Source organism: Geobacillus genomosp. 3, from assembly GCF_000445995.2.
Classification (GTDB): Bacteria; Bacillota; Bacilli; order Bacillales; family Anoxybacillaceae; genus Geobacillus.
Map to the genome: position 1 here is coordinate 593670 of NC_022080.4, position 20220 is coordinate 613889.

At 54.2% G+C, this 20220-nt stretch carries 18 protein-coding genes; 11 read left to right on the top strand and 7 right to left on the bottom strand.

Translation table 11 applies throughout. From position 1 onward, the window contains the following. Positions 1-131 precede the first annotated feature (131 nt). From aceA to M493_RS03190, 9 genes are all read left to right on the top strand, one after another. Complete coding sequence (aceA, locus tag M493_RS03150; RefSeq protein WP_020958822.1) at positions 132-1418, top strand: isocitrate lyase; 1287 nt, start codon at positions 132-134, stop codon at positions 1416-1418. Positions 1419-1523: 105 nt separating this feature from the next. Next, positions 1524-1718, top strand: coding sequence for a hypothetical protein (locus tag M493_RS03155; RefSeq protein WP_023817487.1), 195 nt, complete (start codon positions 1524-1526; stop codon positions 1716-1718). 133 nt (positions 1719-1851) lie between these two features. After that, entirely contained in the window at positions 1852-2394 is a 543-nt protein-coding gene (locus M493_RS03160) for a competence protein ComK (RefSeq protein ID WP_020958824.1), read from the top strand. A gap of 94 nt (positions 2395-2488) precedes the next feature. Continuing rightward, positions 2489-3112 carry a TVP38/TMEM64 family protein gene (locus M493_RS03165; RefSeq protein WP_020958825.1) on the top strand — a complete coding sequence of 208 codons (624 nt, stop codon included), beginning with the start codon at positions 2489-2491 and terminating at the stop codon, positions 3110-3112. Next, positions 3109-3663 (top strand): signal peptidase I, encoded by a 555-nt coding sequence (gene lepB / locus M493_RS03170; RefSeq protein ID WP_020958826.1) that lies wholly within the window; start codon positions 3109-3111, stop codon positions 3661-3663. The genes M493_RS03165 and lepB overlap by 4 nt, the downstream gene beginning before the upstream one ends. A 274-nt stretch (positions 3664-3937) precedes the next feature. Then, the gene (addB, locus tag M493_RS03175; RefSeq protein ID WP_335328898.1) at positions 3938-7444 is read left to right on the top strand and encodes a helicase-exonuclease AddAB subunit AddB; all 3507 of its coding nucleotides are present in this window, start codon (positions 3938-3940) and stop codon (positions 7442-7444) included. Further along, the gene (gene addA / locus M493_RS03180; RefSeq protein ID WP_020958829.1) at positions 7441-11169 is read left to right on the top strand and encodes a helicase-exonuclease AddAB subunit AddA; all 3729 of its coding nucleotides are present in this window, start codon (positions 7441-7443) and stop codon (positions 11167-11169) included. The genes addB and addA overlap by 4 nt, the downstream gene beginning before the upstream one ends. Positions 11170-11187: 18 nt before the next feature. Further along, positions 11188-12366: an exonuclease SbcCD subunit D gene (locus M493_RS03185; protein WP_020958830.1), complete on the top strand. Its 1179-nt coding sequence runs from the start codon at positions 11188-11190 to the stop codon at positions 12364-12366. After that, entirely contained in the window at positions 12363-15707 is a 3345-nt protein-coding gene (locus tag M493_RS03190; protein ID WP_020958831.1) for an AAA family ATPase, read from the top strand. The genes M493_RS03185 and M493_RS03190 overlap by 4 nt, the downstream gene beginning before the upstream one ends. An 80-nt stretch (positions 15708-15787) precedes the next feature. Here the strand turns inward: M493_RS03190 and M493_RS03195 are convergent, their stop codons facing one another. From M493_RS03195 to M493_RS03225, 7 genes are all read right to left on the bottom strand, one after another. Next, on the bottom strand, positions 15788-16009 hold the full coding sequence (locus M493_RS03195; RefSeq protein WP_020958832.1) for a spore germination protein: 222 nt from the start codon (positions 16007-16009) through the stop codon (positions 15788-15790). Further along, positions 16009-16407, bottom strand: a complete 399-nt coding sequence (locus M493_RS03200) for a spore germination protein GerPE (protein WP_020958833.1) — start codon at positions 16405-16407, stop codon at positions 16009-16011. The genes M493_RS03195 and M493_RS03200 overlap by 1 nt, the downstream gene beginning before the upstream one ends. Next, positions 16404-16595, bottom strand: a complete 192-nt coding sequence (locus M493_RS03205; RefSeq protein ID WP_020958834.1) for a hypothetical protein — start codon at positions 16593-16595, stop codon at positions 16404-16406. The genes M493_RS03200 and M493_RS03205 overlap by 4 nt, the downstream gene beginning before the upstream one ends. Continuing rightward, entirely contained in the window at positions 16592-17194 is a 603-nt protein-coding gene (locus M493_RS03210; protein WP_023817491.1) for a spore germination protein GerPC, read from the bottom strand. The genes M493_RS03205 and M493_RS03210 overlap by 4 nt, the downstream gene beginning before the upstream one ends. An 83-nt stretch (positions 17195-17277) precedes the next feature. Then, the gene (locus tag M493_RS03215; protein ID WP_020958836.1) at positions 17278-17502 is read right to left on the bottom strand and encodes a spore germination protein GerPB; all 225 of its coding nucleotides are present in this window, start codon (positions 17500-17502) and stop codon (positions 17278-17280) included. A 14-nt stretch (positions 17503-17516) separates the two neighbouring features. Next, positions 17517-17738, bottom strand: coding sequence for a spore germination protein (locus M493_RS03220; protein ID WP_020958837.1), 222 nt, complete (start codon positions 17736-17738; stop codon positions 17517-17519). Between the two features lie 68 nt (positions 17739-17806). Then, positions 17807-18031 (bottom strand): spore germination protein, encoded by a 225-nt coding sequence (locus M493_RS03225; RefSeq protein ID WP_020958838.1) that lies wholly within the window; start codon positions 18029-18031, stop codon positions 17807-17809. Positions 18032-18174: 143 nt separating this feature from the next. On the opposite strand from M493_RS03225, the gene M493_RS03230 reads away from it, so the two are divergent. After that, positions 18175-18399: a spore germination protein gene (locus M493_RS03230; protein ID WP_041267844.1), complete on the top strand. Its 225-nt coding sequence runs from the start codon at positions 18175-18177 to the stop codon at positions 18397-18399. A 98-nt stretch (positions 18400-18497) separates the two neighbouring features. Next, positions 18498-20093, top strand: a complete 1596-nt coding sequence (locus M493_RS03235; protein ID WP_020958840.1) for a fatty acid--CoA ligase — start codon at positions 18498-18500, stop codon at positions 20091-20093. Positions 20094-20220: the final 127 nt, after the last annotated feature.

Genomic DNA, 20220 nt, shown 5'->3' on the forward strand with positions numbered 1-20220 from the left:
TGAACGTTATGCGTCTATTTTCCTAATTGAAGAAAATTTCAAAAAAGGGCTTGCATTTTTTTCTTTCTGTTATATAATAAAAAACGTAAATAAAGAAATGTAATATAACAATACAGATGGGGGAAGGAAAAATGGCGTCATTTACTGAACGTGTCCGACAATTAGAGGAAAGTTGGAAAAATGAGGAGCGTTGGAAAGGGATCGTTCGCCCGTACAGCGCCGAAGATGTCATTAAACTGCGCGGTTCGCTCGATATTGAGCATACGCTTGCTCGGCGCGGTGCTGAGAAGTTATGGCAGCTGTTAAATACGGAAGATTACGTCCATGCGCTCGGGGCGCTGACCGGAAATCAGGCGGTGCAGCAAGTGAAAGCCGGGCTGAAAGCCATTTACTTAAGCGGCTGGCAGGTGGCGGCCGACGCCAACCTCGCGGGGCATATGTATCCGGACCAAAGCTTGTATCCGTCCAATAGCGTTCCGCATGTTGTCAAACGAATTAATCAGGCGTTGCAGCGTGCAGATCAAATCCAACATTTGGAAGGAAGCGGCGATGTCGACTATTTTGTGCCGATCGTGGCTGACGCAGAGGCTGGATTCGGCGGCCAGCTGAACGTGTTTGAGCTCATGAAAGGAATGATCGAGGCCGGGGCGGCCGGTGTTCATTTTGAAGATCAGCTGTCGTCAGAGAAAAAATGCGGCCATTTAGGCGGGAAAGTGTTGTTGCCGACGCAAACGGCCGTGCGCAACTTAATCGCAGCGCGGCTTGCCGCTGACGTCATGGGTGTCCCGACTGTGCTCATCGCCCGCACCGATGCGAACGCCGCCGACTTGATCACAAGCGACATTGACCCGCGCGATCAACAGTTTATAACCGGCGAACGGACGACGGAAGGGTTTTATCGCACACGGGCAGGCCTTGACCAGGCGATTGCCCGCGGACTTGCCTACGCGCCGTATGCCGATCTCATTTGGTGCGAAACGAGCGAACCAAATTTGGAGGAAGCACGCCGATTCGCGGAAGCGATTCACGAGCGATTCCCTGGCAAGCTGCTGGCGTACAACTGCTCGCCGTCGTTTAACTGGAAGAAAAAATTGGATGATGAAACGATCGCCAAATTCCAACAAGAACTCGGCAAAATGGGGTACAAGTTCCAATTCGTCACTCTGGCCGGTTTCCATGCACTCAACTACAGCATGTTCGAGTTGGCGCGCGGCTATAAAGAGCGCGGCATGGCGGCGTATGCTGAACTGCAGCAGGCGGAATTTGCCGCTGAGAAGTACGGCTATACGGCAACGCGCCATCAGCGCGAAGTCGGTACCGGCTACTTCGATGAGGTCGCTCAAGTGATCTCTGGCGGTCAGTCGTCCACAGTCGCCTTAAAAGGGTCAACTGAAGAAGAACAGTTTACAACTGCTTAATGTGAATCAACAGCGGATCTAGATGAAAGCCCGGCCTCCCCGGGCTTTTTTTTTTTGGATAAAAGGAAAAAGGTGGGGCATCCTATGGGGGAGGGAGGCGATGGGATGGAGAAGAAAAAAGGCGATCTGCCGGAATTAATGCCCGCTGAATTTCGCGTCAGTACAGATCTTCACTTTGAGCAATGGTGGATGAATGAGGAAACGTATGCGGGTGATTCGGTCGGCGAACATACCGCGCTTGAGCAGGCGAATGAATACTTGGCAGCCAAAGAAATCGGTCAAACATTTGAAAACGCATAACGGCACCCGTGACGATAGTCATGGGTTTTTTTTACGATAGAAAGCCATTAATCTTTTTCAAAATATAGAAAAATATAACTTCTGATGGTATGATAGGGGTAGTGAGCCAGTTGATAGGAAAGGGGATGAACCGATGAAAGTGAATGAGTTTATTGTGTTGGAACATTTCGTCGTGAGCCGTTATACAATGGCGATTCTCCCGTACCCGTTGAACAGTGACATCTATGCAAAAGTAGTGGAGGAAGATGGTGAATATATTGTCAAAAAAACGCCGACCGACATCATTAAACATAGCTGCGATTATTACGGCTGCAGCTTCCAAGGCAGAAAAGACGGAACAAAGGCATTGATCGGTATCACCCACAAGGCGCCGATTGCCATCGAACCGTCCAACGGAATTTACGTCTTCCCGACTTCTTCCCCGAGAGATTCCGGCTGCGTTTGGCTGTCCCATATGCACGTCTATCGGTATGAGCCCGCCAAATATGAGCGAACCATTGTTTATTTCCGTAACGGAAAAAACGTATTCCTCGATGTTTCCTATAAATCCTTTATCAATCAATTGTATCGAACAGCCCAACTGCGGACGAAACTGGCAGACCGAATGGAGGCAAGAGAACGCAAGCTGCAATACATATTCCGTATGCAGCAAGAAAAAGATGTGACAGAGCATTGATGATAAAAAATGGGTTTTCATAAACATGAGTTCAAATTGCACGGCCGGGCGTGTAAAATAAAAGTATAAACGGCATTTGAATGGAGAAAGATGCATGAATATGGAGACGCTCAAACAATGGTTCACGCTCGATAACGTGCTTTCCTTGCTCGAACATTACCGCTCATTTGGCGTGTTTCCCGGCATTGCCGCGACGCTGCTCGAGTCGTTTTTTCCGATCTTGCCGATGGTTGTGTTTGTGATGGCGAACGCCGCCGCGTTTGGATTGTGGAAAGGGTTTTTCATTTCTTGGCTTGGCGCTTCGCTCGGCTCGCTCATCGTATTTTGGCTGACACGGAGAATCGGCCAGCAGCGTTTTTTTCGTTTTGTCCGCCGCCACCCAAAAGTGCGCCGGTTCATGCATTGGATCGAACGGCATGGATTTGGTCCGCTATTTTTGCTTTATTGTTTCCCTTTCACTCCGTCAGCGCTTGTCAATATTGTCGCCGGGCTGTCCGGCATCAGCCGCCAACAGTTTGTGCTCGCGGTGTTGCTCGGAAAGATGATCATGATTTTTACGATCAGTTTTATCGGTTATGACATCGTGGCGCTCGTTCGTCAACCATTGCGGACAGCCGGCATTGCTGTGATCGTCTTGTTGCTTTGGTATGCAGGAAAACGGATAGAGGCGAGATTTTCGCTGACAGAAAAACAAAGCGGCAGGGAGGACGGAGAATGACAGAAGAAAACAAAAAGAAAAAACGAAGACACCGATGGCCATGGCTGGCCGCCGTTTGCTTGATTGCCGCACTCCGTTTTTTTGTTTTCAGCAACTATATGGTAGAGGGAAAATCGATGATGCCGACATTGCAAAGCGGCAATTTGCTGATTGTCAATAAGCTGCGCTATGAAATCGGACCGATACACCGATTCGACATTGTCGTTTTCCATGCCAATCAAAAGGAAGATTATGTAAAACGGGTCATCGGGCTGCCGGGAGACCGAATTGAATACAAAAACGATAGATTGTATATCAATGGACAAAAAGTCAACGAACCGTATTTACAGCCTTATAAGCAAAAATTGGTCAGCGGCAAGCTGACGGGTGATTTTACCCTTGAAGAGGTGACCGGGGAAAAACGGGTGCCGGCCGGCTGCATTTTCGTCCTCGGTGATAATCGGCTTGGCAGTTGGGACAGCCGCCATTTCGGTTTTGTTAAAATCAGCCAGGTCGTCGGCAAAGTCGACCTCCGTTATTGGCCATTTGGACAGTTTGCTTTCCGTTTTTAGAGCAGCGGCTTGCTTTGGCACAAAACATGGTGGTGTCGAAGTGCCGGCGAAAGGAAAGCTTTTTTCTTTGCCGAAATTTGTTGTCCGGCGCTCACGGTTTGAATTGCGGGGGAAAGAGAAGCAGCGTTCGAGGCTTTTTTGGGGCGATTGCTTTCGATAACCATTTTTGCCGGCTCGCTGCTGCAGAATGTGGGTGGGACGGATGCAACTCGTCAAACACGAACGTGTGTGCTAAAATGAAAGAAATATAAGGAAATGAATGGTGGTGATCGTTATGTCGCTGCGGTTTTTGCTCGGTCGGTCGGGAAGTGGAAAAACGGCTGTCTGTCTCGAGGAAATTCGCCGTCAGCTGCAAGAAGATCCAAAGGGGAGGACGATTGTCTACCTTGTCCCGGAACAAATGACATTTCAATGTGAATACGCGTTAATCCATACCGAGGGAGTAGAGGGGATGATCCGCGCTCAAGTGTTCAGCTTCCCCCGCCTCGCCTGGCGCGTGTTGCAAGAAACAGGAGGCATGAGCCGTTACTACGTCCATGACGTTGGCGTGCAAATGATGATTCGTAAAATTATTGAACAGCGCAAACAGGAGCTGAAGCTATTTGGACGTGCGGCGGACAAAAGTGGTTTTGTCGAACAAATGCATGAGATGATCGCTGAATGCAAGCGGTATTGCCTGGCGCCGGATGAACTCCGCCGCCACGCCGATATGCTCGAAAGCGGGTCAGGCCAACCGGGCCGCCGTTTGCTGGCCGATAAGTTAAGCGATGTGGCGCTCGTTTATGAGGAGTTGGAGCGGAGCCTTCTCGGCCATTATCTTGATTCGGAAGATTATTTGCGCCTGCTTGCCGAGCACATCCCCCGCTCCGGCTACTTGCATGGCGCCGACATTTATATTGACGGTTTTCATCATTTTTCCCCACAGGAATATATGGTCATTGAACAGCTTCTTCACCATTGCCGGCGCGTCACCGTTTGCTTGACGGCTGACCGCCCGTACGATGACGGGATGCCGGACGAGCTCAACCTCTTTTACTTGCCGGCGCAGACATACCGCCAGTTGCGCGAACTTGCTTTGGCTAACGATATTATGATCGAACCACCGGTCGTGCTTTCTGTCAACCGCCGCCATCAAGACGGGGCGCTCGTCCATCTTGAGGCGCAGTTTCACCGCCGCCCGCTGCCCCCGTACGAAGCGGAGACCGACGCGATTCGCCTTTACGAAGCAGCCAACCGCCGCGCGGAAATCGAGGCGGTCGCTCGGGAAATCATCCGTCTCGTCCGCGACGAAGGGGCACGCTACCGCGACATTGCGCTCATCATCCGCCAGGCGGAGGCGTATCGCGATCTGGTGAAAACGGTGTTTTTTGACTTTGACATCCCGTATTTTGTGGATGAAAAAGAGCCGATGCACCATCACCCGCTCATGGAACTCGTGCGCGCTGCTTTGGAGACAGTGGTGACGCGTTGGCGCTATGAAGCGGTCTTTCGCGCCATAAAAACGGATTTGCTCTTTCCGGTTGATGGCGACTTGGCCGCGTGGCGCGAGGCGGCCGACAAGCTCGAAAACTACGTGCTCGCCTATGGGGTGAAAGGTGAAAAATGGACAAGCGGCGAGCGCTGGACATACCGCCGCTACCAGGCGCTCGACGGGCTGAACGTACCGCAGACGGATGAAGAGCGACAGCTTGAAGACAAGCTCAACGCATGGCGCGAGGCGCTGACGGCCCCGCTCCGCCGGTTTGAGCGTCGTCTGCAAAGGGCCGCTGACGGGCGCGATTTTTGCGCGGCTTTATATCTCTTTTTAGAAGAGTTGCAAATTCCAAAAAAACTAGAGCAAATGAGCGCGCAAGCGGAAGCGGATGGACGCCTCGTCGAAGCGCGCCAACACGAGCAGGCGTGGAACGCGGTCGTTGATTTGCTCGACCAATATGTCGAAATGCTTGGGACGGAATCACTGCCACTTCCTGAGTTTGCTAAAATTATTGAAGCTGGGCTCGACCGACTTGAATTTGCTCTTGTTCCGCCGGCGATCGACCAAGTGATCGTCGCTCAGCTCGACCGGTCGCGCCTGATTGGGATCAAATATGCGTTTATCATCGGGGCTAATGACGGCGTCATCCCGGCCAAGGCGAAGGAAGAGGGGCTCATGGCCGAGGTCGAGCGGGAGCAATTGCGCGAATTCGGCATGGCGCTTGCACCCGGAGGGAGGGAGCAGCTGTTTTACGATCCATTTTTTGTTTACTTAGCTCTGGCCTGTCCGAGCCGGCGTCTATACGTTACATATCCGCTCGCCGATGGCGAAGGGAAAGCGCTTATGCCGTCCCCGCTTATTAAACAGTTGGTTCAACTGTTTCCGCATCTGCCTGTTCATTTATGCGGCCATGATCCGTTCGATGCCCCGGAGGAGAAACCGGAGGCGTTTGTCACTGCGCCGCGGGCGACACAGACGTATCTCATCAGCCAGCTGCGGGCATGGAAACGAAATTACGGTATTGCTCCGCTTTGGTGGGATGTGTATAACGTGCTGATCAACCATCCGGAATGGAAGGCGCGAGTGCAGCAGGCGGTGTCGGCGCTGTTTTATACGAATCAGGCGCCAACGCTCAAAAGACAATGGAGCCGGCGGCTGTACGGAAAGAAAATTCAGGCGAGCGTCTCGCGCATGGAACAGTTCCAAAAATGCCCGTACGCTCATTTCGTTTCACACGGTCTGCGCCTGAAAGAGAGGAATGTCTTCCGCCTTGAGGCACCGGATGTCGGGCAACTGTTTCATGCCGCCATCAAGCAAATTGCCGACCGAGTGCGCGAACGGCACCTCGACTGGAAAGAGCTATCAAGATTGGAATGTGAGCGGCTGTCGGCCGAAGCGGTCGAACGAATTGCCCCGCTCATTCAGCAGCAAGTGCTATCGAGTTCTAATCGCTATGAATATATGAAACGGAAATTAAAAAAGGTCGTCGCCCGCACGACGCAAGTGTTGAGCGAACATGCGCGGGCGAGCGGTTTTGCCCCGATCGGGTTCGAGTTGTCATTTGGGCCGGGCGGTGACTTGCCGCCGCTTCGCTTCCAGCTTCGTGACGGAACGGTAATGGAGCTCGTTGGGCGGATCGACCGCGTTGATAAGGCGGAAAGCAGCCAAGGGGTGCTCCTGCGCATCATCGATTACAAATCGAGCGCCAAAACGCTTGATTTGACAGAAGTGTATTACGGTTTAGCGCTGCAAATGTTCACGTATTTGGATATTGTACTAACGTATGCCGAACAGCTCGTCGGCCAGTCGGCTCTGCCAGCGGGGGTGCTTTATTTCCACATCCACAACCCGATTATTCAAGCGAAGCGATGGCTTGACGACGAAATAGAAAGGACAAGAATCCTGCTTGAGCCGTTCCGGATGCGCGGATTGCTGCTCGCTGACGCCGAGGCCATCCGGCTGATGGATAACCAAACAGAAAATGGGCAATGGTCGTTCATTGTCCCTGCCCAGCTGACGAGAACCGGGGCGATTCACGCGCGTTCTTCAGTGGCGAGCGCATCCGACTTTGCCGCGTTGCGCCGGCACGTTCGCCGCTTGTTTGTTGATATTGGCGAACAAATTGCCGATGGCGACATCTCGATCGCCCCGTACAAGCTAAAAAACAAAACAGCGTGCGAGTTTTGCGCCTTTAAACCGGTATGTCAATTCGATGAATCGTTATCGGGCAACGGGTATCGGAAATTGGCTCCGCAGACGAAGGATGCGGTGATCGAAACATTAACGGAAAGGGAGGAAGGGTCATGAACGTCACGTTTCGCCCGAAGCCAGCCGGAAGCCGGTGGACGGATGAACAATGGAAGGCGATCGCGGCCGGCGGCCGGGATATTCTCGTCGCCGCGGCGGCGGGATCCGGAAAAACAGCCGTTCTTGTCGAGCGAATTATTCAAAAAGTGACGGCGGAAGAAGGGGCAGTTGATATTGACCGGCTGCTTGTCGTCACGTTTACGAATGCGGCAGCGGCCGAGATGAGAGCGAGAATTGGCGAAGCGCTCGAACGAGAGCTCGCCAAGCGCCCGCATTCACTCCATTTGCGGCGTCAACTCAGCTTGCTCAACCGCGCCCCGATTTCAACGCTCCATTCTTTCTGTTTGGATGTGATCCGCAAATATTATTATTTGCTCGATTTGGATCCGTCGTTTCGCATTGCCGATGAGACGGAAATCGAGCTGTTGAAAGAAGACGTCCTTGAAGAACTGCTAGAGGAAGAATACGGAAAAGCGGACAATGAACGCTTTTTTGCCGTTGTCGACGCCTATACCGGTGACCGCAGTGACGCGGAGCTGCAGGAGATGATATTCGCGCTTTACGAATTTTCCCGTTCTCATCCGACGCCGGATGAATGGTTGGCCGGTTTAGTATCGATGTATGATGTCGACGAACAAACGCCGGTGAAGACGCTGGCGCCGGCGCGCTATATCGCTCAGCACGCAACGATGGAACTGGCGGCGGCCAGACGGTTCCTTCGCTTGGCTTTGACGCTTGCTGGGAAGGAAAGGGGTCCGAAGCCGTACGTAAAGCGGCTGCACGAAGATATGGACTTGATCGCTGATTTGGAGAGAAGGCTGTCCGGGTCGTGGGATGAGTTGTATCATGCGCTGCAGTCGCTCTCGTTCGGTCGGCTTCCGGCCTGCCGCGGCGATGGGTTTGACGCACAACTCATCGATGAGGCGAAAGCGCTGCGCGATCAGGCGAAAAAGAAAATTGAGGCATTGCGTGAAGATGTGTTTTCGCTCCGTCCGTCTGCTTGGCTTCGCCATATGCGCGAGATGAAGCCGGTCGTCGAAACGATCGTCGCCCTCGTCCGCCGCTTTTCCGCCATGTTTGAAACGGCGAAACGGGAAAAGGGGATTGTCGATTTTTCCGACTTGGAACATTATTGTTTGCGCATTTTGCGTCGGCGCGATCCGGAAACAGGCGAATGGCAGCCGTCAGCCGCCGCTTTGGAGTACCAAGGGCAGTTCGATGAAGTGCTCGTCGATGAGTATCAAGATACCAACCTTGTCCAGGAAACGATTTTGCAGCTCGTCAAAAAAGGAAATGAGCGAACAGGCAACTTGTTTATGGTCGGCGATGTCAAACAATCGATTTACCGGTTCCGACTCGCCGAGCCGATGCTGTTTCTCGATAAGTATAAGCGGTTCACTGCCGATGGGGAAGCCGGGGGAATGAAAATCGACTTGGCGAACAATTTCCGCAGCCGCGCCGAAGTGCTTGATGGGACAAACTTCTTATTCGCTCAAATTATGGGTGAAGCCGTCGGGGAGATGACGTACGATGAAGCGGCCCAACTAAAGTACGGAGCCGATTATCCAAGCGGGCCGGATGCCGTTCCGGAAGTGATGATCATCGACCGGCAATGTTCGGCGGAAGAAGATGAAGAAGAAGCGGCCGAACTTGAGGCGGCCGAGTTGGAGGCGCGCCTGATGGCGGAAAAAATTAAAGAGCTTGTTTCGCGCCCGTTTTATGTGTATGACCGTTCGAGCGGGCAACCGCGGCGCGCTATGTATCGTGACATCGTCGTGCTTGTCCGTTCGATGACGAATGCGCCGCAAATGATTGAGCAGTTGCAGGCGCATGGCATTCCAGCCGCCGCTGATTTATCATCCGGCTATTTCCAGGCGACAGAAATTTCGGTGATGCTGTCGCTGTTGAAAGTGATCGACAATCCCCACCAAGATATTCCGCTGGCTGCCGTGCTCCGCTCACCGCTATTCCGTTTTGATGAAAACGAGCTCGCTATGATCCGTCTCAGCGACCCGAAGGGCACGTTTTTCGAGGCGCTGCAATCGTTTCGCCAAAAGCCGGCGGAAACGGAAGAGGAAGAGAAGGCCAAGAAAAAAGCGACTGCCTTTTTCAAGCAGTTGGAAGTGTGGCGCACGATGGCGCGCCGCGGTTCATTAGCGGATCTGATTTGGCAGCTATATCGCGACACGCAGTTTTATGATTTTGTCGGTGCGTTGCCGGGCGGAAAGCAGCGGCAAGCCAATTTGCGCGCCTTGTATGACCGCGCCCGGCAATACGAATCGACGTCATTCCGCGGGCTGTTCCGCTTTCTCCGCTTCATTGAGCGGCTGCAGGAGCGCGGCGACGACTTAGGGGCGGCCCGCCCGCTCAGCGAGCAGGAAGATGTTGTGCGCATCATGACAATCCATAGCAGCAAAGGGCTCGAGTTTCCGATCGTTTTTCTTGCCGGGCTCGCCCGCCCGTTTTATACGCGCGATTTGCGTCATCCGTATTTGCTTGATAAAGAGCTCGGCTTTGCCGCCCGATTTGTCCATCCGCAGCTGCGCATCAGCTATCCGACCATGCCGCTGCTGGCCATTCAAGTAAAGAAGCGGCTCGAGCTGCTCGCCGAGGAAATGCGCATTTTGTACGTCGCGCTTACAAGGGCGAAAGAGAAACTGTACTTGCTTGCCTCAGTCAACGATGTAAACAAGGAGATTGAAAAATGGAAAGGAGTGGCTGCTGAAAGCGGTTGGCTTCTTCCTGACGATGTGCGAGCGTCGGCCCGCTCATACTTGGATTGGATCGGACGGGCGCTCATCCGTCATCGTGACGCGCGCGCCCTTGCGGCGGTTGAGGCGGCGGAAGAAATTTCCTCTCACCCGTCCGTGTGGCGTCTTGCCATCGTGTCGGCGGCCAAGCTGCGCAGTGGTGAAACGCCAGCTGACCAAAAGGATGGCGGTACGCTTGCTGCGCTTGAACAAGGCCGTCCCGTTCCAATCGGAGGGGAATGGGAGGAGGAAGCAAGGCGTCGCCTGTTGTGGCGGTATCGTTACGGGAAGGAGACGGCCGTGCGCGCCAAACAGTCAGTTTCGGAACTGAAAGAACAGCGTGCGCTGTTTGGTGAGCAGGCGGACGAATGGATGCCGCGCAAGGGAACAGCGCCGCTGTTTTCCCGGCCGCGCTTTATGCAGAAAAAAACGTTGACGCCAGCCGAAAAAGGGACTGCGCTTCATATCGTCATGCGCCATCTCGATTTGCAGGCACCGATAGACGAATCATCGATTCGCCGTCAGATCATGCGGCTTGTGGAGAAAGAATTGTTGTCGGCTGAGCAAGCTGAAGCGGTCGATGCCGCTATGATCGTCGCCTTTTTCGCTACGGATATCGGCCGCCGCCTTTGCGCCGCCCGTGAAATATACCGCGAGGTGCCGTTCAGCTTGGGGCTTCCGGCTGACGAACTTTACGGCGGTGAGGAGATGGAGAGCGGCCGCCGCCTGCTCGTGCAAGGGGTCATTGATTGCGTATTTGCGGATGAGCGTGGGTATGTGATGATCGACTATAAGACGGACGAGGTGACAGGGCGTTTTGCCGGCCAAAAAGAGGAGGCCGCCCGCTTTTTGCTTGGTCGTTACGGGGCGCAAATGCGCTTATACCGACGGGCTATTGAACAAATTTGGCACGTGCCGGTGGCGGAATGTTACCTATATTCGTTTGACGGCGAATATTTTCTAGCCGTCGAGTGAAGTAAAGGGGGAGAGACGATGCGCATTTTGCATACGGCGGACTGGCATCTCGGGCGGACGCTCGAGGGCCGAAGCCGGCTGACCGAGCAGGAGGCGTTTCTCGACGAGCTCGTCGAGATCGTCGAGAAAGAACGAATTGATGTCATCTTAATGGCCGGCGATGTGTTCGATTCCGTCAATCCGCCGGCGGCAGCGGAACAATTGTTTTACGAAAGTTTAGCACGCCTGTCCAACAAGGGCCGCCGGCCGGTTGCTGTCATCAGCGGCAATCATGATCATCCGGACCGCATCAGCGCCGCCCGGACGTTGCTTTCCGATTATCATATTTATCTTTTCGGCCGCCCGGAGTCTTCCGTTTACCGGATCGACATCCCGACATGCGGGGAAACGATGATGCTTGCTCCGCTGGCCTATCCGTCTGAATCGCGCCTTGCCGAGCTGCTGTCGTCTGACCATCAGGAAGCAGCGCTGCGCGACCGGTACGATGACCGCATCCGTGCGTTATTAGCAACGATGGCCTCCTCATTCACCGAGGAGACGGTTAATGTGGTGATGAGCCATCTTTACGTCGCCGGCGGCCATACGTCTGATTCCGAGCGACCGATTGAAGTGGGCGGCGCCTATACAGTGGCGGCAACGAGTTTGCCGAAGGCCGCTCAGTATGTGGCGCTTGGTCATCTCCATCGGCCGCAACATATTAAGCGGGCAGAGACAACAGCACGCTATTCTGGTTCGCCGCTTGCTTACAGTTTCTCCGAGGCTGGGCATGCCAAATCTGTCACGGTTATTGATGTCCACCCAGGTGGCGCGGCCAATGTGTCGGAAATTCCGCTTGCCGCCGGAAAGCCGCTCGTTCGCTGGAAGGCGACAGAAGGAATTGCGCAGGTGTACCGCTGGTGTGAGGAAGGGAAAGATCAGTCATGCTGGGTTGACTTGGAGCTTCATGTGACCGAATCATTGACCATGGAAGACATTTACCGGCTGCGCAAGCTTCATCCCGGTTTTGTCCACATCCGTCCCGTGTTTCCGCAGCGGGCGGAAGAGGCGGCTGACATGAGCCGTGAAGCGCTCTCGCTTGAGGAGATGTTCTGCCGTTTTTATAAACGGCAAACCGGGGGACAGGCGCCGGATGAAGAGCTCGTTCGCCTCTTTTTAGAGTTGACGTCGGAAGAGGAGAAGGAGGGGGGAGACGAGTGAAGCCGATTTCATTGACGATTGCCGGGCTTCATAGCTTCCGCGAAAGGCAGACGATCGATTTTACGCTGCTGTGCGATGGCGGTGTGTTTGGCATTTTCGGGCCGACCGGGAGCGGCAAGTCAACGATTTTGGACGCCATTACGTTGGCGTTGTTCGGCAGTGTTGGGCGGGCGGCTAACCGTACCCAGGCAATCATCAATCATGCCGAACAAGAGTTGTTCGTCTCGTTTACGTTTGAGTTGGAAAATGCGTTGGGGGCGAAACGGTACACGGTGGAGCGCAGCTTGAAAAAGGTGGACGAATGGCGGACGCGCAGCGCTGTCTGCCGGTTGATCGAACATCAAGCGGAGCCGGTCGTGCTCGCGGATAAGCTGTCCGATGTAGACAAGGCGATCGGTCAACTGCTTGGTTTGACGATGGAAGATTTCACCCGGGCTGTCGTCTTGCCGCAAGGGAAATTTGCCGAATTTTTATTGCTTAAAGGGGCCGAGCGGCGGCAAATGCTGCAGCGCCTGTTCCATCTTGAGCGGTACGGTGATCAGCTGAATAAAAAGCTGAAAGACCGCCTTGCCGCTGCTGAGCAAGAAGAAGAAAAAATCGAGGCGGAAAAGGCAGGGCTTGGTGACGCCTCGAAAACAGCGCTTGAGCAGGCGGAAGCCGAGGAGCGGGAATTGGTTGCCTTGCTGGCCAAGCGAAAAAAAGAGTTCGAGGAAGTCGAAAAAAATGTCGAACGAACGAAACAGCTTTGGGCGTGGCAGCAAGAAAAAGAGACGGTCGAGAGAGAACTGGCCGAACTGCGCCGGCATGAGCCGGACATCCGCAGGCTCGAAGTAAAAAAAGAGCGCGCCGAGCAGGCTGAGCGCATTTGGCCATATTGGGAACAGTACGAACAGACGCGATGCTCGCAAGCAGCGGCGCTCAAGCGGTACGAACAGCTCGCCCGTGATCTCGAGGCGGCCAAGGCCGGCTACGGGGAAGCGGTGCGCCGATACGAACAGGCGCGGCAGGAAAAAGCGAGGCGCGAACCGGAGCTGTTGGCGCAAACGGAACGGCTGCGCCAGGCGGAACAGCTCGAGCGGCAAATGGAGGCGCTCACACATGAGCTTGCCGCCCTCCATGAGGAGCGAAACCGCTTGGCCGTCCGAGAGAAGGCGGCGCAACGCCAGCTTGAAGAAGCGTCTGTCTGGTACGAACGCGGCATGAAGCGGCAACAGGAGTTAAAAGAAGAACTGCAACGCTATATGGAGGCGCTAGCCGGCAAAGACGAAGTAGAGCGGGCGCATGAAGGGAAGCGGCAAATCGAGCAAGCGGCATCCGCCCTCGCCCGTGTTGATGCACAACTCCGGCAAAAAGAAGCTGTTTGGCGCCAGGCGGAAGAGGAACGGACAAAGCGGGAGCGCCAGGCGGCCGCTGCCAGCGCCCGGCTTCATCAACTGTTTCAGCTTGTCGAGAAAACCTATCATTCCGTCTGTGAGCGACAGCAAGACATCGAAAAACAGCTGCATGCACTGCAACAGGATATGGAGGCGGAACGAAAGCGGATTGAGGAAGCGCGGACGGCGGAACTGGCGACCGTGCTCGCTGAACGACTTCGTGCCGGTGAGCCGTGCCCGGTGTGTGGATCGCGCGAACATCCGCACCCGGCAACCGCGCTGCATTTTTCCGGCCACGGGCGGCTGACTAGGCTCGAGCAGGAGCGGCGGCGGTGCGACCAAGACTTGCAGACTGTGTTTTCGTTAAAGGCGCAGCTTGAGCAGCTCGCAGGGCTGGCCGCCGGTCATGGGACGCCTCCTCTCTTTGCCGCCGGCCGCCCGACAGAAGAGGTGAACGATGTTGCTGTTGAAGTGCGGGCGCTTGAGCAAGATGTTATTGGACTAAAAGAATCTGTTTACCGGGCGCTCGCGCAATGGAACGAAGCGGAAGCAGCGCGGCGTGAAGCGGAAAACGCATGCCGGTGGGCGGCAGATGACATGGGAGCGTTGCAGGCTGAGAGACAGCGGCTTAACGAAGAGAGGCAGCAGCTTGAACAGCAGTGGCAACAGGCTTACCCTTCTTTTTTGCTTGAGACGATTGACGCCGCGTACGAGCAGCTGCGTGAACAAGAGAAAAAGTGGCGTGACGTGCAAAAACGGCTTGAGGATAGCGTGCCGTTTTTAGAAGAAAAACAGCGGGCAAAAGAGCAAGCGTCCGAAGAACAACGCCGGATTGAGACGGAACGGGTGCGCCTTGACTCGCTCATTACCGCCAAACAGCAACTGTGGGAAGAGTATGAACGACAGCGGCGCGAGAAAGCCGGCCCCAGCCCGGCGGCTGCGCAACTTCGGGAAGTGGAAGCCGAATGGCGACGGCTGCAAAGCGGTGAGCAGCGGGCGTACGATGAATGGCAACGCGTCCAAAAACAGTATCAAACGTTGGAAAGTGAGACAAAGGCGGCCGAGCAGGCGTGCGAAGAAGGGGCCCGTCGCGAAGAAGAGGCGCTCGCCCGTTGGCGCCGCGCCCTTGCCGACACCACGTTTGCCGATGCCGAAGAAGTTGGACGGGCGAAAGCGACAAAAGAGCAATGCCGTGAGTGGGACGAAACCATCCGCCGTTATTGGCGTCAAGTTGAGCAGGCGGAGCACCGTCGGGATCAACTTACGGATGCCCTCGGCGAGGCGGCGGTGAGCGCTGAACAATGGGACATGCTGCAGCGCGTGTACGCTGAGCTAAAAGCGCAAATGGAAACGATGACGCAACAACTTGGGGCCATTCAAGGCAAAGTGGCGGAGCTGAGAAAAAAACATGCCCGTTTTGTTGAACTCGAGGCGAAGCGGGAGCAACTCAGCCGCCAGATCGAACGGTATAAGCAACTGCAGACGTTGCTTCGCGGCAACAGTTTTGTCGAATTTATGGCCGAAGAGCAACTCGACCAAGTGACGGCCATAGCCGCCGAGTGGTTGCAACAGTTAACGCGGCAACGTTACTCGCTTGAGCTTGATTCACAAGGGGGATTTCTCATCCGCGATGATGCTAACGGCGGCGTCAGACGGCCGGTGGCGACGCTCTCGGGAGGGGAAACGTTTTTGACCTCACTGTCATTGGCGCTGGCGCTGTCGGCGCAAATTCAGCTGCGCGGCGAATATCCGCTTCGGTTTTTCTTTTTGGACGAGGGCTTTGGCACGCTTGATGCCGAACTGCTTGATACAGTCATTTCCGCTTTGGAAAAGTTGCATACACAGCGGTTGGCGGTTGGCGTCATTAGCCATGTTCAAGAAATTCGCACTCGTCTGCCGCGGCGGCTTATCGTTGAGCCGGCTGAGCCATCCGGCCGCGGCACGCGCATCCGGCTGGAAACGATGTAAAGAACGACCTATCCAATGAACAGAACGGATGGGAAAGAAACTAGGGGGCAAGCCGCCCCCTAAGTTGTTTCCGGCGATGTTCAGTTGTTGGCGGCAACATTTTGGTCAAACACATCTGGATCAAACGCGTTCGTAAAGCTAATGGCGTTGTTCGTCATGATAAAGTCGCCGGTATTAAAGCCGCCGGACCCGGCCTGTGTTTTGGTGGCGACTTTCGGAGCGATGTACAGACAGTCGCCCATTTGGACGACGGCGCCGCTTCCGACGTTATTGATTTTAATCGGGCCGACGAACGAAGGCATTACGAATCCCCCCTCCCCGTTGGCGTTCCCGGTGCAGGGCCGGCCAGCTGGCGGATATGTTTTATTCGTGCTTCGGTTTCGGCGATCGAGGTGGAGCCAATGTGGACAACGGCTGACGAAGAAATCCCGAGCACGCGGACCGACCGGACCGAAATGACCGGATTCTGGTGAAGCGTCCGCCGGGAAGCGACTGGCGGCGGGGAAGACCAACGCGGAATTGGTTTTGCAAAAACAGGGAATATACGTTCTCCTTCTGAGCCAAAAAACAGCTCATATTGCCGTTGGACGGCCAAGGCGCGCGTGCGTGCGGAAATCCGTTCAGAATCACCGATTTGCAGCACGGAACTAATAATCAGTGTTTCAGCATGGAGCGACTGAACGATCGATGTCCGTTTCACGATGCTCCCCCTCGAGCCGGCACGAGCGGGACAAACGGGCCGATGATGAGCGATTCCGGTGGTGTGTCAAATGCCGATGATAAGTTGATCACATCAGCGTCGCCGATTAAAAACAGCGCTGCGCTGGCGACGGCTGTCAAGCGGATGTCACCGACGTGCACATCGCGGTTGATGACCGTGTAATTCACGTTGATTCCTCCCCTGAAGGCAAATGTTTGAGAAACGCATCAAGCGATTGTTCGATATCGGCTTTCACTTTTTGAAAAATTTCATTTTCGACCGCCTCATCGCGATCGCCCGGGGGAACGTAGCCTTGGTTTGCTTTCTCTTGCAAATAAAAGCGGATGCGTTCATCCGTCTGTCGGGCGATATCTTGCAAAATAAACTGCCGGTACGTCGCATCGAGGCGGCGGTTGTATCGCTGTTCAAGCTGTTTCAATGTCTCCGCCGCCTCGCTGCTCAAGTAGGCGGCCACTTTTTCTTGAATCGGGCGCATCAGCACCGGTTCGGGCTTTGGAATGACGGTTTTCACCGGTTCGACGGCAAAATCTTCAATCGTTCCCCCGGCCCCAGGGGGGGCAAGCCCGATGTTTAGCGTCCCTTCAAGCGTTTCGACTTTGAGCTGGTCGAATTTATATTCAATCCGTTCGATCGTTGTGCGCGGCTGGGATTCTAGCTCCTGCAGCCGGGCTTCGAGAACGGAAAGGCGGCGTTCGAGCGTTCGTATTTTGTTCGTTTGCCATAATATATAGCGGTGCAGTTGGACGAAATAGTCGTACATACTCATCGTGCACCATCATCCTCTCTACATTCCCCTCTTACTTCAATATATGGACGGCCCGTGGTCCTCATCACTCTTTTTCGCCGCATTTAGCGGGTGGCCGAATGGAGAGGGACGAGAGGAGCGGACGGCTGGGCGGCGGCGCCAAGCGGCACGGTCGCTTGCGGAGCCGAGCCGGTGAAACCGCCGGTGTTGGCGAGTGTTGACAACGCCTGGATGCTGCCGGCGCTGCCGATTTGCAAAACGGATGAATTGGTCACGGAGCCAATCCGCAACTGATGGATGCAAATGCTTTGGCTAATATAAAAGTTCAACCTCCTTCTCCTCCTTATACATTTCCGACGACATTTTCATCGGCAATATCAGCGTCATTCGTATTCGTATTGTTGTAATAGTTATAAACATGAAGTCCGTCGCCAGTATTAAACGACCCGGCGCCAGCGAACGTTTTTGTCACGCTTTGCGGGGAAATCGCAAATACATCGCCAATATGGAACACGCCGCTGCTCCCGACGCTGTTCAGTTTCACGATTCCGACAAAAGCCGGCATGGGGCATGCTCCTTTCCTAGCTTCGTAGTTAATGCCAGTGTATGGGCACAAAACGGAAAACGTTCGCTCTAATTGTTCGCGGCATTATTCGAATCCAACATGTCTGGATCGCCTGTGTTCGTAAAGCTGACGAACGTATTCGTCTGCAAGAAATCCCCGTTGTTGCTGCCGCCTGAACCGGTATGCGATTTGGCTGTGCTCTTTGGTGCGATTTGCAAGACATCGCCAAAATTGACGGTTCCATCTCCACTCACATGGGTAATTTTAATCGGACCGCTAATAAATGAAGGCATAAGGCCTCCTCCTTCCCTTTGCATCGCTAATTGTATTGTATGAAGGGGAAGAAAAATCGGTTCAATGCGGGGCGGATGTCCAAGTGGCAGGCGGTTTGGCGGCATATGATAAAAAAGAAATGGTCAGAAAGGAAGGAAAAGGAATGCCAGCGATCGTCATCGGCGGGATTAAAGTGACGAACGTGAGCGGCAACGGCACGGTGAACATGGGCGATGTGCTGCAAATTGCCCCAAAAAGTACTTCAAAGACGAATTCAGGCGCCGGCGGCGGCAATACAGGCGATTTTTTACAGACGAATACGTTTTGCAGCGTCACAAATACAGTGGACCCGGATGTCTCCGATGCTGGGGCGAAAGGGAACAACTAGACGATCGACAATTGAAAAGATCGTCTTTTTCTTTTGTTCATGATCCTATATAATGTAATTGTGAATTTTCGAAAATATACGATCGGGGGATAGGAATGATGAACGTACCGCTTGTGCTTACCCATTTTTTAGACCGCGCTGTGGCTCTGTACGGGAACAAGCCGGCGATGATTTGTTCAGGACGGACAGTGACGTATCGGCAGCTTGGCGAGCGGGTGCGAAGGCTTGCCAATGGGCTGCGGGAGCTCGGTGTCCGCAAAGGAGATCGTGTGGCGTACTTAGCCCCAAATACGCTTGAAATGCTTGAAGGGTTTTATGGCATATTTGAGATAGGGGCAGTGATGGTGCCGCTCAATACGCGTTTGAAGCCGAACGATTACGTCTTCATTTTGAATCATAGCGAGAGCAAAGTATTGTTCGTTGACGAGGAGTTGTATGGCTTGATTGCGCCGGTGAAAGACAAGCTCGAAACGGTGCAGAAGATCATCGTTCATCATAAAACAGATGCGGCGCTTGATGAAACCGCTTACGACGAATGGCTTGCCGCCCAGAAGGATGCGCCTGTTCCGCGCCCGTCAATCGATGAAAATGATGTGTGCAGCCTGCTGTACACGAGCGGAACGACGGGCAATCCGAAAGGGGTGATGTTGACGCATCGAAACAACTACTTGCATGCGCTCGTGACGATGCATCATTTGCGTGTATCTGACCGTGATACGTACTTGCATGTGCTGCCGATGTTTCACGTCAACGGCTGGGGTTCGCCGTTTTATTACACCGCCAACGGCGCGACGCAAATCGGGCTGCGCAAAGTCGATCCGAACATCATTTTTGAACTTGTTAAGGAACATCGTGTGACGGTCATGCATATGGCGCCGACTGTGCTCAACATGCTGCTGCAATATTACGAGCAACATAAGCCGGACGTTCCGGAACATGTGCGGGTTGTCATCGCCGGTTCCGCGCCGCCGCCTGCGTTTGTTGCGCGCGTCGAAGAAAAGCTCGGTTGGGAGTTCATCCAAGTATACGGCATGACTGAATCGTCTCCGCTCAGCACGATTTCGCTCATCCGTCCGCAGCTTGACGGGCTGCCTGCCGAACAAAAGCAGCGGTTCAAGGCAAAGGCGGGCTATCCGATGATCGGCTGTGAGGTGAAGGTAGTGAATGACGATGGCGAGGAAGTGCCGGCGGACGGCCGAACGATTGGCGAAGTGATCGTCCGTAGCCACGGCGTCATGAAAGGGTATTGGAAAAACGACGAGGCGACGGCCGCGACGATCCGTGACGGCTGGCTATACACGGGCGATATGGCGACAGTCGATGAATACGGGCATATTGATATTGTCGACCGGAAAAAGGATATTATTATTAGCGGAGGGGAAAACATTTCCTCGATTGAAGTCGAAGGAGCGCTTTATGACCATCCAGCCGTCCTTGAAGCGGCGGTCATTGCCGTGCCGCATGAAAAATGGGGCGAAACGCCGCATGCGTTTGTCGTCGTCCGCCCGGGGCACCATGTGACGGAGGAAGAACTGATCGCCTTCTCACGGGAAAAACTAGCCCATTTCAAAGCCATTACAGGCGTCACGTTTGTTGATGAACTGCCGAAGACCGCCTCAGGAAAAATTCAAAAAGTGCACTTGCGCCGCCAATATTGGGATGCGGCAGGAAAAACAGGGCGTTACGTGAACTGACAAGCGGTTGGCCAGCGGCGGACAGGGCAGGCGGATGAACGTTAGGGCGGGCCGACTTTTTTAACGGCTTTCCGGAAGAAGTCTCCCATCCTCAAGGAATGTGAAGGGCGCAGCCCAATGAGTAGGT

Excerpts from the sequence above, each read along its gene's own strand:
- M493_RS03220 (WP_020958837.1), bottom strand. The coding sequence starts at position 17,738 with ATGCCGGCTTTTGTCGGAATCGTGAAACTGAACAGCGTCGGGAGCAGC.
- M493_RS03195 (WP_020958832.1), bottom strand. The coding sequence starts at position 16,009 with ATGCCTTCGTTCGTCGGCCCGATTAAAATCAATAACGTCGGAAGCGGC.
- M493_RS03210 (WP_023817491.1), bottom strand. The coding sequence starts at position 17,194 with ATGAGTATGTACGACTATTTCGTCCAACTGCACCGCTATATATTATGG.
- M493_RS03230 (WP_041267844.1), top strand. The coding sequence starts at position 18,175 with ATGCCAGCGATCGTCATCGGCGGGATTAAAGTGACGAACGTGAGCGGC.
- M493_RS03235 (WP_020958840.1), top strand. The coding sequence starts at position 18,498 with ATGAACGTACCGCTTGTGCTTACCCATTTTTTAGACCGCGCTGTGGCT.
- addB (WP_335328898.1), top strand. The coding sequence starts at position 3,938 with ATGTCGCTGCGGTTTTTGCTCGGTCGGTCGGGAAGTGGAAAAACGGCT.
- M493_RS03185 (WP_020958830.1), top strand. The coding sequence starts at position 11,188 with ATGCGCATTTTGCATACGGCGGACTGGCATCTCGGGCGGACGCTCGAG.
- aceA (WP_020958822.1), top strand. The coding sequence starts at position 132 with ATGGCGTCATTTACTGAACGTGTCCGACAATTAGAGGAAAGTTGGAAA.
- addA (WP_020958829.1), top strand. The coding sequence starts at position 7,441 with ATGAACGTCACGTTTCGCCCGAAGCCAGCCGGAAGCCGGTGGACGGAT.
- M493_RS03165 (WP_020958825.1), top strand. The coding sequence starts at position 2,489 with ATGAATATGGAGACGCTCAAACAATGGTTCACGCTCGATAACGTGCTT.
- lepB (WP_020958826.1), top strand. The coding sequence starts at position 3,109 with ATGACAGAAGAAAACAAAAAGAAAAAACGAAGACACCGATGGCCATGG.
- M493_RS03160 (WP_020958824.1), top strand. The coding sequence starts at position 1,852 with ATGAAAGTGAATGAGTTTATTGTGTTGGAACATTTCGTCGTGAGCCGT.
- M493_RS03225 (WP_020958838.1), bottom strand. The coding sequence starts at position 18,031 with ATGCCTTCATTTATTAGCGGTCCGATTAAAATTACCCATGTGAGTGGA.
- M493_RS03155 (WP_023817487.1), top strand. The coding sequence starts at position 1,524 with ATGGAGAAGAAAAAAGGCGATCTGCCGGAATTAATGCCCGCTGAATTT.